The 13,694-nt window shown below is 69.9% G+C and carries 13 protein-coding genes; 5 read left to right on the top strand and 8 right to left on the bottom strand.

Features of this window, described 5'->3' with window-relative positions:
* Positions 1-3: 3 nt before the first annotated feature.
* Positions 4-630, bottom strand: a complete 627-nt coding sequence (locus ACK4SE_RS04955) for a hypothetical protein (protein ID WP_409689370.1) — start codon at positions 628-630, stop codon at positions 4-6.
* 97 nt (positions 631-727) lie between these two features.
* Between ACK4SE_RS04955 and ACK4SE_RS04960 the strand changes: the two genes are divergently transcribed.
* Positions 728-1,504, top strand: coding sequence for an SAM-dependent methyltransferase (locus ACK4SE_RS04960; RefSeq protein ID WP_409689371.1), 777 nt, complete (start codon positions 728-730; stop codon positions 1,502-1,504).
* Between the two features lie 157 nt (positions 1,505-1,661).
* On the opposite strand, the gene ACK4SE_RS04965 is transcribed toward ACK4SE_RS04960, so the two are convergent.
* From ACK4SE_RS04965 to ACK4SE_RS04980, 4 genes are all read right to left on the bottom strand, one after another.
* On the bottom strand, positions 1,662-3,110 hold the full coding sequence (locus tag ACK4SE_RS04965) for an AMP nucleosidase (protein WP_409689373.1): 1,449 nt from the start codon (positions 3,108-3,110) through the stop codon (positions 1,662-1,664).
* Between the two features lie 86 nt (positions 3,111-3,196).
* Positions 3,197-4,027 carry an alpha/beta hydrolase gene (locus ACK4SE_RS04970; RefSeq protein ID WP_409689375.1) on the bottom strand — a complete coding sequence of 277 codons (831 nt, stop codon included), beginning with the start codon at positions 4,025-4,027 and terminating at the stop codon, positions 3,197-3,199.
* Positions 4,028-4,143: 116 nt separating this feature from the next.
* Complete coding sequence (locus ACK4SE_RS04975; protein ID WP_409689377.1) at positions 4,144-6,222, bottom strand: AsmA family protein; 2,079 nt, start codon at positions 6,220-6,222, stop codon at positions 4,144-4,146.
* A gap of 63 nt (positions 6,223-6,285) precedes the next feature.
* On the bottom strand, positions 6,286-6,606 hold the full coding sequence (locus ACK4SE_RS04980; RefSeq protein ID WP_409689379.1) for a hypothetical protein: 321 nt from the start codon (positions 6,604-6,606) through the stop codon (positions 6,286-6,288).
* Positions 6,607-6,997: 391 nt separating this feature from the next.
* Between ACK4SE_RS04980 and ACK4SE_RS04985 the strand changes: the two genes are divergently transcribed.
* From ACK4SE_RS04985 to ACK4SE_RS05000, 4 genes are read left to right on the top strand one after another with little or no spacing between them, the layout of a single operon-like run.
* A complete protein-coding gene (locus tag ACK4SE_RS04985; RefSeq protein ID WP_409689381.1) occupies positions 6,998-8,155 on the top strand; it encodes a serine hydrolase domain-containing protein in 1,158 nt (385 codons plus the stop codon).
* Between the two features lie 40 nt (positions 8,156-8,195).
* On the top strand, positions 8,196-8,918 hold the full coding sequence (locus tag ACK4SE_RS04990) for a 3-deoxy-manno-octulosonate cytidylyltransferase (protein ID WP_409689383.1): 723 nt from the start codon (positions 8,196-8,198) through the stop codon (positions 8,916-8,918).
* A gap of 28 nt (positions 8,919-8,946) precedes the next feature.
* On the top strand, positions 8,947-9,942 hold the full coding sequence (locus ACK4SE_RS04995; RefSeq protein WP_409689385.1) for an SIS domain-containing protein: 996 nt from the start codon (positions 8,947-8,949) through the stop codon (positions 9,940-9,942).
* Positions 9,939-11,066 (top strand): NAD(P)/FAD-dependent oxidoreductase, encoded by a 1,128-nt coding sequence (locus ACK4SE_RS05000; RefSeq protein ID WP_409689675.1) that lies wholly within the window; start codon positions 9,939-9,941, stop codon positions 11,064-11,066. Before ACK4SE_RS04995 ends, ACK4SE_RS05000 begins: the two co-directional genes overlap by 4 nt.
* Here the strand turns inward: ACK4SE_RS05000 and ACK4SE_RS05005 are convergent.
* Genes ACK4SE_RS05005 through ACK4SE_RS05015 form a run of 3 tightly spaced genes read right to left on the bottom strand, consistent with a single transcriptional unit; the run spans position 11,056 to position 13,669 of the window.
* The gene (locus ACK4SE_RS05005; protein WP_409689387.1) at positions 11,056-12,033 is read right to left on the bottom strand and encodes a retroviral-like aspartic protease family protein; all 978 of its coding nucleotides are present in this window, start codon (positions 12,031-12,033) and stop codon (positions 11,056-11,058) included. The genes ACK4SE_RS05000 and ACK4SE_RS05005 overlap by 11 nt on opposite strands.
* Before the next feature lie 32 nt (positions 12,034-12,065).
* Positions 12,066-12,995, bottom strand: coding sequence for a tyrosine recombinase XerC (locus ACK4SE_RS05010; protein WP_409689389.1), 930 nt, complete (start codon positions 12,993-12,995; stop codon positions 12,066-12,068).
* Positions 12,977-13,669 carry a DUF484 family protein gene (locus ACK4SE_RS05015; protein ID WP_409689391.1) on the bottom strand — a complete coding sequence of 231 codons (693 nt, stop codon included), beginning with the start codon at positions 13,667-13,669 and terminating at the stop codon, positions 12,977-12,979. The genes ACK4SE_RS05010 and ACK4SE_RS05015 overlap by 19 nt, the downstream gene beginning before the upstream one ends.
* Positions 13,670-13,694 lie beyond the last annotated feature (25 nt).

Below are 13,694 nucleotides of genomic sequence, written 5' to 3' on the forward strand. Positions count from 1 at the left end.
GGCTCAGACCACGTCCGAGGGTTCCTGGCGCATCAGGGCCAGGCCGGGGATCAGGGCGACGACGACCATCAGTGCTGCGAACACCAGATACCCCCACGTGCTGTCGGCGAATACGCCCAGCAGCACCGAGCCGCTGTAAGCGAGCAGGGCCACGCTCTTCATCCAGCCGGCCCCCGACATGGCGCCGGCCACCATCCAGGCCGAGCCGTAGGCGGCGAACACCACGATCGGCATGGCGCGCATGAGCGTCCAGTCGCCGGAGCTGAATCCGACGGCCATGAAGGCCACCCACATGGCGAAGATGCCGAAGCCAACCGCCGTCCAGGCGGCCCCCACCGCCTTGTTGCCGGGAGAGTAGAAGCCCGGCTTTGTCTGCTGGCGCCGGATCAGAAGGGTCAGGGCCAGGGCGAAGGCGGCGCCGGCGGCGAGCCACAGCCAGAGCTGGGCCATGGGATCGACCGCCAGCACCTCGGTCACGATGGCCCACTGACCCAGGCTGGCCAGGCCGAAGATCACGCCCGCCGCCACCATCACGGGCCCGCTCAGCAGGGGCGCATGACGCCCTTCATCGGCCAGGCCGCGCATGTAGGCGATGTCGTCGTGGATGGATTTGCTCTGGTCGTCGGTCATGAGGCTCTCCCTTGGTTGGCCAAATCCTATCATCTCACTTTAATATGTAAAGTGCTTTCTCATGGCCTTGCCCCGGGCTTCCGTGCAAGCCCGCCTCATGGCTCTGAGCTTCAATCACATCGCCTATGAGGCGCTGGACGTCTGCAACGCCGTGTCGTGGGATGCGGTGCGCGACGCGGTCGCGGCGGCGGAGCTGGCGCCTGGGGCCCTGGCGCTTGATCTGGGCGCCGGCAACGCCACCGTCGCCATTGGCCTGGCGTGCGATTTCGGTCTCAGGGTGCGGGCGGTGGAGCGCGATCCCGTCATGGCCGGTCTCGCCGCCCGGCGTATCGCCGCCGCCGGGCAGGGGGCGCGGGTCGATCTGTTGGTTCAGGACTCCAGCGAGGTGTTGGACCATCCGCCGCTGCCGGACCTGATCACGGTGCTGGGCGCCACCGACGCCGCGGCGCCGGGCCTGCGTGACCCCGTGGCGGTGTTCGCGCGGCTGAAAGACGCCGTGGCGCCCGGCGGACACCTGCTCTGGGGCGAGCCGTTCTGGAAGGCCGAGCCCAGCGCGCGCCTGCGCCAGATCATCGAACTCACCAACAGCTACCAGACCGACGCGGGCTGGCGCACGGCCGCCGAACAGGCCGGGTGGCGCGTCGTCCATGTCCGGCACAGCACCGATGAGGAATGGCGCACGTACATCGACACCATGGACGCCTCGGTCCGCGCCTGGGCCGTCGCCAACCCGGAAGCGCCGGAGGCCCCGCGTCTGATCGCCCGCGCCGACATGCAGAAGGCGCTGTTCGAAAGCGAAGGCTTCCGGGTCTTCGGCTTCGGGCTTTATCTCTTAAGTGCGCTACCGCTCGCGACGCGGTCGCTCGCTACTTGAGCGCATATTTGTGCGCTATCGCTCGCTACTTGAGCGCGGGGGCGAGCGCGCGTCGAACCAGATATAGATCAGCCAGCGCCCTCAAGCCGCGAGCGACCGCGTCGCGAGCATAGGGCCAGCATAATGGCGAGCCGCCGCGCGGCGAGCGATAGGGCGCTTACCTGAACGGCGGCTCGTCGAAGGCGCGCAGCTTGCGCGAGTGCAGGCTGACGCCTTCCTGGCGCAGCAGGGCCACCGCCTCGATGCCGATCTGCAGATGCTCGGAGATGGAGCCCTCATAGAAGCGGTTGGCCTGGCCCGGCAGCTTGATCTCACCGTGGAGGGGCTTGTCGGACACGCACAGCAGGGTGCCGTAGGGCACCCGGAAGCGATAGCCCTGTGCGGCGATGGTGGCGCTCTCCATGTCGATGGCCACGGCGCGGCTCTGGTTGAAGCGCAGGGCGGAGCGCGAATAGCGCAGCTCCCAGTTGCGGTCGTCGGTGGTGACCACCGTGCCGGTGCGCAGCCGCCGCTTCACCTGCTCGCCCGGCATGCCCGAGACCGACTTGGTGGCGTCGTACAGGGCGCGCTGGACCTCGGCGATGGAGGGGATGGGGATGTCCGGCGGCAGCACCGCGTCGAGCACGTGGTCGTCGCGCAGATAGGCGTGGGCCAGCACATAGTCGCCGATCGCCTGGCTGGCGCGCAGCCCGCCGCAGTGGCCGATCATCAGCCAGGCGTGGGGCCGGGTCACGGCCAGGTGGTCGGTGATGGTCTTGGCGTTGGATGGCCCCACCCCGATGTTGACCAGGGTCACCCCGCGCCAGCCGGGCGCGGTCAGGTGCCAGGCCGGCATCTGGTGACGACGCCAGGCGCCGTCCGACAGGGCCGCGTCGGCATCCGGGTTGTCGCGGGTCACCACCACGCCGCCGGCGCAGGACAGGGCGTCGTAGGGGCTGTCCGGGTCGGCCAGCTGGGCGCAGGCCCAGCGCACAAACTCGTCCACGTAGCGGTGATAGTTGGTGAACAGGATGAAGGACTGCACATCGTCCACCGGCGTCCCGGTGTAGTGCCTCAGCCGGGCCAGGGAGAAGTCGGTCCTCAGCCCGTCGAAGTGGGACAGCGGAAAGGCGCCCGAGGCCGGGTCGAACAGACCGTCGGCGATCTCGTCGCCGATGTGGGCCAGCTCGGTGGTGGGGAAGTACCGCGCGATGGCTGAGGTCATGCTGCGGTCGAGTGTTACGCCCGAGCCGTCCATCACATAGGGGAACGGGATCTCCTGACGGGACGGCGTCACCTCGAAGGTGGCGCCGTAGTCCGCCTCAAGCAGCTCAAGCTGCTCGCGGATGTAGGAGCGAAACAGGTCCGGCCGGGTGATGGTCGCGGCGTAATCGCCGGATCGCGACAGGCGGGCGAAGGCCCGGGGCTCCAGATCGCCGGGGCGCTCGCCGCGCCAGCTTACCTTCAGCTCTGGATAGGCGAACAAACCCTCCGCGCGGGCGTCGGGATCAGGTAGGGCGCCGGTGTCGAGGAAATGTTTGACGGCCTCGCGCAGATTGCCGACGGAGCTGGAGTAGAGGTCTTGCAGGCGGTCCAGCGCCGCCTCGATGGTCATGGTCTCGGTCATGACGCAGTCTAGCGGGCAAGCGTGACGATGGCGAGACTCAGCGTGTGCCGGCGGCTCGACGAGGCTTGGGGCGCCGCGCCTGTCGATCAGGTCAGAGCCCCGTTGAGGAACGCGGCCATGTCATCCAGCACCGAAGCCTTGCGTCGGAACAGGGGCGAGAAGGTCGCGATCAGGTCGGCGTGGTTCAGCCCCTCATAGAGGCGCAGGGTGGACGGCGCTCCCAGTTCAGAAAGACGCGCGTGCAGAATCTCGGAGTCCTCGGCGTGCACCGTCGTGTCCTCGACTCCGTGCCCCAGCCAGACGGGCGGGGCGTCGGCCCGGGCGAAGGTGACCGGCTGGGTCAGCGTCGGGTCCGGTGCGCGTCCGAAGGCGTTGCGGCTGGACGCCACGTCGAAGGGCAGGAAGTCGTAGGGTCCCGCCAGACCCGCCGCCGCCCGGATCAGGTCCGGTCGCTCAACCGCAGCCATGTAGCGGCGATCCAGGGTGATCATCATGGCCAGGTGTGCGCCCGCCGAGTGCCCGCTGACGGCCAGCCGCGCCGGGTCGCCGCCGTGCCGGGCGGCCATATCCGCCACAGCCGCGGTTGCGAGGGCCGCGTCCTCGATGAAGGCCGGGAAGTGCACGTCCGGCGACAGGCGGTAATCGGGCAGGGCCACCAGAAAGCCCCGCGCGGCCAGCGCCTGCGCCGCCCAGCCGTAGACGTCTCTCGATCCGGAATCCCAGCCGCCGCCGTAGAAGAACACCACCACCGGCAGGTCCGTCCTGTCGGCGGGGGCGAACAGGTCGAAGCGCTGGCGGTCTTCGGACCCGTAGGCCAGGCCCCTGGCCACCCGGCCCGCGCCGCTGTCCCGGGGGCCCAGGGCGTTGAGGGCGCCCAGCGGCGAGCATCCGGCCATGAGGCCGGCCAGGGCTGGCATAAGTAGTCCGCGTCGGGTCATGGGCGTCCGTGTCAACACTTCAGGTCAGGTACGCACGTCATCCCCAGCGGGTTGCGACAGGTCGCGTCAGGTCCCGGAACAACGGAAGCGCCGACTTACCGAGCCTGACTGATCAGGGCGCCGCAGTTGGCGTCCTCGGCCAACCCCGGCTCGATCAGGCCCAGCACGCCGGCGACCGGGGCCACAAGCGCCCCGATGGCGGCGATCAAGCCCACCTGACCTGCGATGGCGGCCTCGTCCACGCCCACCGTCGGGGAGCGGATCGGACCCGAGACCGTAATGGGCGACCAGACCCGCAGCAGGCGCGGTCGCTTGCTCTCTCCGTCGATGCGGATGTCCAGCCGTTCATTCCTCAGGTTCAAGGTTCCCTGCCCCTGGGCCAGCACCACATCGGTGTCGATGATGAAGGTGGTCGCCGTGCCGATGCCGTCGCGGACATCGAAACTGGCCACCGCGCAGCGGATCGGCGTGGTACGCTGATCGTCGGACAACAGGAGGCGCAGGCCCCGGCCCACATTGATTCCCATCAACTCGGCGAAGGCCTCGCGCATCTGACCCTGCGGCACGACCACCGTGATGGTCCCTCGCGACCGGGCGGCGAAGTCCGCGATGGAGGCGCCCGGCCCCTGCAACCGGACCCGGCCCAGAGCGCGGCCGGTCACCGTCGGCTGGCCGTCGCGGGCGGGAATGACGGCCTCCAGCGGATAACCCGACAGGCGGAAGTCGACGGTGGACTGGGGAACCTCACCCGTGGCGTCGATGCGCGCCGTGCCGTTCAGCTCGCCCTGCGCAAAGGCGAAGGCCACGGGGTCGAGGCTCAGAATTCCGTCTTCCAGCACGGCGCCCAGGCTGACGGCGGTGACGGCCAGTTCGTTACGCTTCACCTCGTCGGCGCGGAAATCCAGCCGTCCGTCCATGGTGCGCAGTCGTTCCGTGCGCAGCGGAGCATCGGGCAGCAGCCGGGCCTGGGCGCGCATGGCCCCGGCCCGCGCCCGCTGCTCGGGCGACGCGGTTTCGGTCGGGTCAGGCGGCGCGCCCAGCACGGCGAACAGGTCGTCCAGATCCAGCGACCGGCTGCGCAGGTCCGCCTCCACCCGCAGACGGTCGTCGACCCGGTCCACGCTGACGTCGCCGGACAGGTCGCTGTCGCCGACCTGTCCGGTCACATTGTTGAAGGTCCACAGACTGTCGTCGCGGGCCAGGTCGCCCTCGAGGCTGTAGGGCGGCGTATTGGGCGTCACCACGCCGGTGATCAGATACAGGTTGGCCAGATCGGGGCCGGACAGGCTGAGGTCGGCGGTGAAATGGCTGAGATCGAAGGGGCGGGTGATCTGGCCGTTGGCGCTCAGTTCGCTGCCCGCGCCGGTCAGCTCTGCCCTGAAGCGCCAGGGCCGGTCACGGCGCAGCTGAACGAACGGCTCGCCCAGCACGCGCAGGGTCAGGGGCTGTCCGTTGAGGGAGCCTTCCCCCTCGAGCCGGAAGCCGGATCGCTCATCCTCGTCGCCGACCCCTTCGGCCAGTTCGCGGGCGTCGATGGCCGCATCCAGCGTCAGGCCGCGGCCCTGCTCGTCGACCCGGACCCGCCCGTCGCGGATCAGCAGTCGTTCGATGAGGGGCAGGCGGGTCGGCTCATCGGGGCCGGTGTCGTCCATGACCCAGCTCCGGCGCCCGTCCTCATCCACGATGAGGACGATTTCCGGCTCGATCACCACCGCCCGTGTCAGCTCGAGCTGTCCGGCCAGAAGCCGGGTCAGACGCGCCGAGCCCTCGAAACGGGCCACCCGCAGGGTGTCATCCTCGTCGGCCCACGCGGGGCCGCCGATGCGCAGGCCATCGACCGCCACAGACGGAGTCCAGCTGAACAGGGTCACGTCCAGATCGCCGTCGATGCTGATGTCACGGTCGTATTGCGCCGAGGCCCAGCGGCCGATCGGCCCGCGGAGATAATTCCAGTCGAACAGGGCCAGAACCAGCATCACAGACAGGACGATAAGCCCGGCCACCGCGGCGGAGATGATCTCCGTCCTGCCCGGCCGACGCCACGCCCGCCAGACAGGGTCATGGGCGCCGACCCAGGCGCGGCTCGTGTGGATACGCGAACGTCCGTCCGCCCAGAGCCGTCCGCCACGCGCGGCGGCATCTGTCTTCAGGCGGTTCCAGTCAGGACGTTTCACGGCGTTTTCCCCGGCATGACCAAAGGGAACGCCTCACTGTTGATTTGGTGTCGGTTAAAGCGTTCAGGCGGCCAGTTCGGCCTGGTCCTCGCGCAGCATCTCGGCGACCCGCAGCAGGAAATCGCGGCGGCGCTCGAGCGCCTCGACGTCGTCCGGGCCGATGCGGCCGTGACGGACGTGGGTGCGTTCGGATTCCGAGACCAGCCGCTCGGCGACGGCGGCCTGGTGGCCCGGGGTCTTGCGACGGTCCATCAGTTCGGCGTGAGACTTCAGTTCGCGGACACGGCGCGTCAGCGCCTCCTCCACGTCCTGGCCGCCGTCGGCGCGGGCGGCCATGGCGGCGAAATCGCGAACGTAGAGTTGAACGAAGCCTTCTTCGACCATCGTTTGTCCTTTCGAGTCTGACGCCGGTCCGTGGGAAGAAACACCGTCGCGCGGCCGCCCTCTTCAGGGTTCAGGCGCGCAGGCGGCGAAAAGGGCCGGGGATGCTGGCGGCCGATGCGGACCGCGTGGGGTGTCACCCTCTTAGCACACCCTTGTGGAAAAAGCCATTTTGTTGATCGAAGCGTGAATTCGCGGTTACGGCGCATCCGGCGCGACGACCAGAGGCCTCTTGAGGGCATGAAAGCGCTCGCCGCCCTGATTATGTTGATCGTCGCCAGTTGCGGGGGAGCGGTTCCGGTCATTGCCGCCGTCGACGTCTCATGGGTTCCGGCGTCTTCCGGCGAGCCGCCGCCCGTCTTATAGGACCGGCCTCTAGCAGGAGGGCTTTCCATTGCGCCATCATCTCACGCTTGGCCTCGCAGCGGCCCTGATTCTGTCGGCCTGCGCGGCTGAAACGGGCCTTGCCGCAAACGGCCTGCCCCGGCTGGAACGCTCGTCCGAGGTGCTGTTCTGGAGCCAGACGGAGCGGGAGGCGGGCTTTCGGGCCATGGACCGGATCACACCGCACCGCACGGTGGCGGCGGGCGGGGACGTCCGCGCCCTGCCGCCGGGCGCGCCGCTGGACCTCGATGTGGACGCCTTCATGGATGCCGAGAACGTCGCAGGCCTGCTGGTGCTTCAGGACGGGCGGGTGCGGCTTGAGCGGTATGGGCTGGATTTCGGGCCGCAAGAGCGCTGGACCTCGTTCTCGGTGGCCAAGTCCCTGACCTCGACCCTGGTGGGCGCGGCCATTGTCGACGGCCATATCGAGAGCCTTGAGACGCCCATCACCCGCTACCTGCCGGAACTGGCGGGCGGCGCCTATGCCGGGGTCACGGTGCGCCAGCTTCTGACCATGACCTCTGGGGCCGACTGGAACGAGGATTACACCGACGCGAATTCGGATGTGGCGCGCTTCTTCGAGCCGCGCGAAACCGGAGCCATGGACCCGACCCTGCACTACATGCGGGGGCTGGCGCGGGCCGCCGAGCCGGGGACACGCTGGCATTACAGCACCGGCGAAACCAATCTGGTCGGCCTGCTGATCAGCCGGGCCACGGGGCGGACCCTGGCGGACTACCTGTCAGAAACCATCTGGCGGCCCTACGGCATGGAGCGGGACGCGGCCTGGATGGTGGACGAGGCGGGCCAGGAGCCGGGCGGCTGCTGTCTGGTGGCGTCCCTGCGTGACTGGGGCCGCGTGGGGCAGCTGGTGCTCGAGGACGGGGTCGTGAACGGCCGCGCCATCACGCCGCCCGGCTGGTTCCATGAAGCGACCGCAAAACAGGCCGACATCGGTGATCCGGGAAGGGGCTACGGCTTCCAGTGGTGGACACGGGACGACGGCCGGTTCGAGGCGTATGGCATTTTCGGCCAGACCATCCACATCGATCCGGAGCGACGGATGGTGGTGGTGATCCTGTCCGCCTGGCCCACCGCCACAGGGCGCGACCGATCCCAGGCGCGTGAGGCGATCCTGGCCCGCATCGCGTCGGCGGCGGATCAGTGACGGACTTGCGGACACGCGCCATCGGGGCTAGCGGCGGAGCATGAACCCGCTGATCCTGATCCCCGCCCGCCTGGCGGCCGCGCGCCTGCCCAACAAGCCGCTCGCCGACATCGGCGGCAAGCCCATGATCGTGCGGGCGTGGGAAGCGGCGGTCGGGTCGGGCCTGCCCACGGCGGTGGCTGCGGGCGACGCAGAGATCGTCGAGGCGGTCGAGGCCGCCGGCGGCCGCGCCGTGCTGACCGATCCGGCCCTGCCCTCGGGCACGGACCGCATCCGCGCGGCGCTGAATGTTATCGACCCGGACGGAGCTCACGACGTGGTCATCAACCTGCAGGGCGACATGCCCTTCGCCGACCCGGCCCTCAGCCGCCTGTGCGCCGACCTGATGGCGCGCAAGCCGGCGTGCGACATGGCCACCCTGGTGGCGCCCGAGGCGGGGCCCGAGGATCGCAGCAATCCGGACGTGGTCAAGGCGGTGCTGGCGCTGGAGGACGACGGGCGCAGCGGTCGGGCGCTCTATTTCACCCGCTCGACCCTGTACGGCGACGGACCGGTCTGGCGTCACATCGGGATTTATGGATATCGACGCGCCGCGCTGGACGCGTTCTGCGCCGCATCGCCCTCGCCGCTGGAGCGCCGGGAAAAGCTGGAGCAGCTCCGGGCGCTGGAAATGGGTTTAGAGATCTGGGCCGCCGTGATCGATGAAGCCCCCCTGTCTGTGGACAGTGTGTCGGATCTGGAGGCGGCGCGAAAGCTGGCCTGAACCCGCCCCGATGGGCTATGGCCCGTTCATGAACACGAGCACTCAGGACGGCGGCCTCGACGACGACAAGGCCATGCTTGCCCGCGCCCGCGAGGTGATGGCGCTGAACATCGAGGCGCTTTCCGCCCTGAACGACAGCCTCGGCGCGCCGCTGGTGGAGGCGTGCCGCGTGGTCCTCGGTCGGCCCGGCTATCTGGTGGTCACGGGCATGGGCAAGTCGGGCCACATCGGCGGCAAGATCGCCGCCACCCTGGCCTCCACCGGGACCAACGCCTTCTTCGTCCACCCGGCCGAGATGAGCCACGGCGACCTGGGCATGCTGCGCGATGACTGCACCCTGCTGGCCATCTCCTCATCCGGGGAGAGCCGCGAACTGCGCGATCCGCTGCTGTTCTGCCAGCGCCATGGCATCCCGGTGATCGGCGTGACCCAGCGCGAGGGCAGCTTCCTGCATCGCATGTCCACCGTGCCGCTGGTGATGCCCAGGGTGGCCGAGGCGTGCCCGAACAATCTGGCGCCCACCACCTCGACCCTGATGACCCTGGCGCTGGGCGACGCCCTGGCCATGGTGTTGATGGACCAGCGCGGCTTCACCGCCGAGGATTTCGGGCAGAGGCACCCCGGCGGGTCGCTGGGCATGCGGCTGCAGCGGGTCAGCGAGTGGATGGGCGACAAGCGCGAGCCGCCCGTGACCCTGCCCGAGGGCGCGGCCTTCGCCGAGGTGGTCTCGGCCATCACAAAGGGGCGTCAGGGCTGCGTGGCCATCACGGCGCCCGACGGCCGCCTGATCGGCATGATCACCGACGGCGACGTGCGTCGGGCCTTCCTGCGCGACATCGCCGGGCTGAAGGCCGCCGACATCATGAGCCGGGACCCCATCACCGTGACGCCCGACGCGCGCATGAGCGAGATCATCGACCTGCTGGCCGCCAACAGGATTTCCAACATGTTCGTGGTGATGGACGGCCGCCCGGCGGCCGTGGCCCATATTGCCGAGCTGATCCAGGCGGGGTACGTCAGCTGAGCCGGGCGTTCGACTTCGATGCGGTGGTGGTGGGCGCCGGCGCCGTGGGCCTTGCCTGCGGGCGGGCGCTGGCGAAGCGGGGCCTGACGGTGCTGGTGCTGGAGCGCGAGGCCGACATCGGTCAGGGAATCTCGTCGCGCAATTCCGAGGTGGTCCACGGCGGGCTCTACTATCCCACGGGGTCGCTGAAGGCGCGGTTCTGCGTCCAGGGCCGCCGGGCCCTGTGGCCCTATCTCGAAAGCCGCAAGATCGACCACCGCAAGTGCGGCAAGCTAGTGGTGGCCACGACGGCCGATGAGGTCGCGCGGCTGGGCGCCATTCTGGAGCAGGCCCGCGCCAACGAGGTGGAGGGCATGCAGAGCCTGAGCGCCGGACAGGTCCGTGCGCTGGAACCGGAGTTGGCCTGCCACGGCGCCCTGCTGTCGCCCGAGAGCGGAGTGTTTGATAGCCACGGCTACATGCTGGCCCTGAAGGGCGAGATCGAGGACGCGGGCGGATCGGTGGTGGCCGCGACGCCGTTCGAGGCCGCCGAACCGCTGCCGGACGGCGGCTTCCGGGTGCGCGCGGGCGGAGAGGCCGGGGCCGAACTGACCACCCGGCTGCTGGTGCTGTCGGCGGGCCTGGGCGCCCAGGCCGCGGCGGCGCGGGTGGCGGGCTATCCCGCCGAGGCGATCCCGGCTCGCCATCTGGGCAAGGGGGTCTACTTTCGTCTCACTGGCAAGGCGCCGTTCGACCGGCTGATCTACCCGCCGCCCATCCCCGGCGCCCTGGGCACCCACTACCGCAAGGACCTGGGCGGCCAGGCGGTGTTCGGCCCCGATCTCGCCTTCGTCGAGACCGAGGACTACGCCGTCGATCCGGCCCGCGCCGAAGCGTTCGAGGCCACCATCCGACGTTTCTGGCCGGGATTGCCCGACGACGCCCTGTCCCCCGACTACGCCGGCATCCGGCCCAAGCTGCACGGCCCGGGCCAGCCGCAGGGCGACTTCCGGCTGGACGGTGCAGAGGTCCACGGCCTGAACGGCCTCATGGCCCTGTTCGGCATCGAGAGCCCCGGCCTGACAAGCTCCCTGGCCATCGGCGAGGCCGTGGCGGACGTCCTTGCAGCGGACATCAGGGCCTGACCCCGGACGGCCTGTGGAAGGTCACCTCGTTGCTCCCGAGGTCGAGAATGATCCGGCTGAACAGCCTCATGATGTCCGCGCCCATCAGCAGCGTCGGCGTCTCCTCGGCTTGCCACAGGTCGAAGACATGCAGGGCCGCGAACAGGATCGGCAGGCCGGTGATCCGCACGCCGCCCAGCCGCAGTTCGCTCAGTATGGCCAGGTCGCCCGGCACGGGCTGCCCCGCCACGCCGTGGAGGATCACCGGCCTGGCGCGATGTATGGTGGACGGGCGTCGCACCGCGATCGCGTTATAAAGGGACCGGTTGCCGATGGAGTACTGCGCCCCGGTGTCCAGAACGGCGGAGAGGGGCGCCCGGTCAGCCCGTCCCTCGATCACGGTCATGCCTCCCGCCCATCTGTGTCCGCGCAGAAGCTCTGCCGCGTCCCTCACGCCGAGGCGCCGCTGCGGCGTCTGGAGGTGACGCGAGCCGGTGGGCGTGATGTGCAACATCTCCCCGCGGATGTCGAAGACAAGGCGCCTGCCGCCCAGAACATCCAGTCCCAGCAAGCCGTCCACGCCCAGACGGGCGCGGCTGAAGACAGGCATGACGAGATCGCGCACACGGATGTCCGCCAGCGACAGGCTGGCGGCCAGCGCCGTCTGCGTTATCTCCGACTCCAGTATGCTGTGCACGAGCACGGGCGGTCCCGGCGCCAGCCGCAGCGCCGCAGCCAGCTCCCGGGAAATGGAGGTTCGGCCGGCCCCGGTGTCCACCACGAACCGATAGGGGCCGGCCTCGCCGATCATCACCTGAACAGCCATGCGGGTGACCAGATTGGACAGGGTCTGGAGCGCTGTCGGATCAATGGGCGGCGGTGCCGGCGGAGCGGTGCTTTCAAGCGCCGGAGCTTGCGCGAAAACGGGCGCGGGCGTCAGGGAAGTCCCCGCCAGACCCGTCAGCGCGGCTCGTCTTGTCAGGCGCATGCGCCCCTCCCGCCCCTAGCGGAAGAACGACGTTAGGCCCGGGGGTGGGCCTGTGCATAGGCTCTTAAAAGGTGATCAGCGTTCACCGCTGCATATTTCTGCGTGGTCGAGAGGGACGCGTGGCCGAGCAGTTCCTGGATCGAGCGAAGATCGGCTCCCGCGCCCAGCAGGTGCGTGGCGAAGCTGTGGCGCAGGGCGTGGGGCGTGGCCGAGGCGGGCAGGCCCAGCCGGCTGCGCAGGCGCTGAACCGTGGCCTGCACGTGGCGAGGGCTCAGGGGGCCGCCGCGCCGGGCGCGGAACAGCGGCCCGGCAGGCGACAGGGGAAAGGGCGCGGCGGCGACATAGGCGTCCACCGCCTCGCGCACGGCGGGCAGGACTGGCACCAGCCGGGTCTTGCCGCCCTTGCCGGTGATGCGCAGGGTCTCGGCCAGGGGCGCGTCGGCGCGGGTCAGGCTCAGTCCTTCGGAAATGCGCAGGCCGCAACCGTACAGCAGGGTCAGCACCGCCCGGTCCCGCGCCGCTTCCCACGGTTGCAGATCAGTGTCGGTTTCCGGCTCGGCCATCAGCCCCCGCGCCTGATCCTCGCTGACCGGGCGGGGCAGGGACGGTCTGGCCCGCGGCCCCTTCACCAGGGCGATCTGGGGGGCGGGGACGCCGCAGCGCCGGTCGAGGAAATCATGCAGGCTGCGGATGCCCGCCAGGGTCTGGTTCAGGGACCGGGCGCCGAGCGGCCTGTCGCCCGAGCGCCGCTCGGCCAGATGGGCGCGCACCTCCGCCGCCGTGACCGCGCCCAGATCGGCGATGCCCAGCGTCTCGCCCCGGTGCCGGCCCAGAAAACCGAGGTAGTGGCGGCCGATATGGCCATAGGCCTCCAGCGTGCGGGGCGACAGCCGCCGTTCGTGGGCCAGATGCTCCAGCCACGCGGTCAGGGCCTGATCGGCGGTCAGCTGAGAATGGGCCATCGCTCGGCCATGCGCTCCACCACCCGGGTCAGGAACGACACCAGTTCACAGCCCATGGCGGGGGTGAATCCCTCGGGCTCCGGCGAGCCGAAAGCGCACAGCGCCGGCCGGGACGGCGACCAGGGCGCCATGCGGATCAAGGCGACGCTGCGCACCTCGTCCTCGGTCCCGCCGAACAGGTCGAGCCCGTCGAAATTGGGCCCCAGCCAGGCCAGGCCGTCGGCGCCCACCAGACCATCCACGGCGCCCGCTTCCAGCGCCCGCCAGCCGAACGGCACGCCGCCGGGCTTCTGCAGAGCGATGGCCGCGCCCGCCAGGCCGAAGCGGGCTTGGGCCGCTGCGTCCAGCCGCCGGGCCAGGTCCGAATGGTTGCGGGATTCCATCAGGTCCAGCACCGCCACATGGGTCTGGGTCTGGGCGGCGAAATTGGCGCGCGCCACCGCCTCGATCTGACGCCGGGCGCCCGACTCCCGCTCGATCAGGGTTTCGAGGCGCGTCAGGGCGGCGCGGCCGAACTCCACCACGTTCGGACCCGTGCTCTTCAGGCCCAGCTCTTCCAGCAGGGCCCGGTCATGGGTCAGAAGATCGGTGTTGGCCTGAAGCCATGCGCGCACCTCGGGCCAGTGCAGGCCCGATGCGGCGTCGGTCTCGATGGATTCCTGTGCGCCGCTCACGACGATCTCCGGCTCGAATGAAGCC

The organism is Brevundimonas sp., assembly GCF_046293315.1.
Lineage (GTDB): Bacteria > Pseudomonadota > Alphaproteobacteria > Caulobacterales > Caulobacteraceae > Brevundimonas.

Excerpts from the sequence above, each read along its gene's own strand:
- ACK4SE_RS04955 (WP_409689370.1), bottom strand. The coding sequence starts at position 630 with ATGACCGACGACCAGAGCAAATCCATCCACGACGACATCGCCTACATG.
- ACK4SE_RS04980 (WP_409689379.1), bottom strand. The coding sequence starts at position 6,606 with ATGGTCGAAGAAGGCTTCGTTCAACTCTACGTTCGCGATTTCGCCGCC.
- ACK4SE_RS05010 (WP_409689389.1), bottom strand. The coding sequence starts at position 12,995 with ATGGCCCATTCTCAGCTGACCGCCGATCAGGCCCTGACCGCGTGGCTG.
- ACK4SE_RS04990 (WP_409689383.1), top strand. The coding sequence starts at position 8,196 with ATGAACCCGCTGATCCTGATCCCCGCCCGCCTGGCGGCCGCGCGCCTG.
- ACK4SE_RS04960 (WP_409689371.1), top strand. The coding sequence starts at position 728 with ATGGCTCTGAGCTTCAATCACATCGCCTATGAGGCGCTGGACGTCTGC.
- ACK4SE_RS04965 (WP_409689373.1), bottom strand. The coding sequence starts at position 3,110 with ATGACCGAGACCATGACCATCGAGGCGGCGCTGGACCGCCTGCAAGAC.
- ACK4SE_RS05005 (WP_409689387.1), bottom strand. The coding sequence starts at position 12,033 with ATGCGCCTGACAAGACGAGCCGCGCTGACGGGTCTGGCGGGGACTTCC.
- ACK4SE_RS04995 (WP_409689385.1), top strand. The coding sequence starts at position 8,947 with ATGAACACGAGCACTCAGGACGGCGGCCTCGACGACGACAAGGCCATG.
- ACK4SE_RS04970 (WP_409689375.1), bottom strand. The coding sequence starts at position 4,027 with ATGCCAGCCCTGGCCGGCCTCATGGCCGGATGCTCGCCGCTGGGCGCC.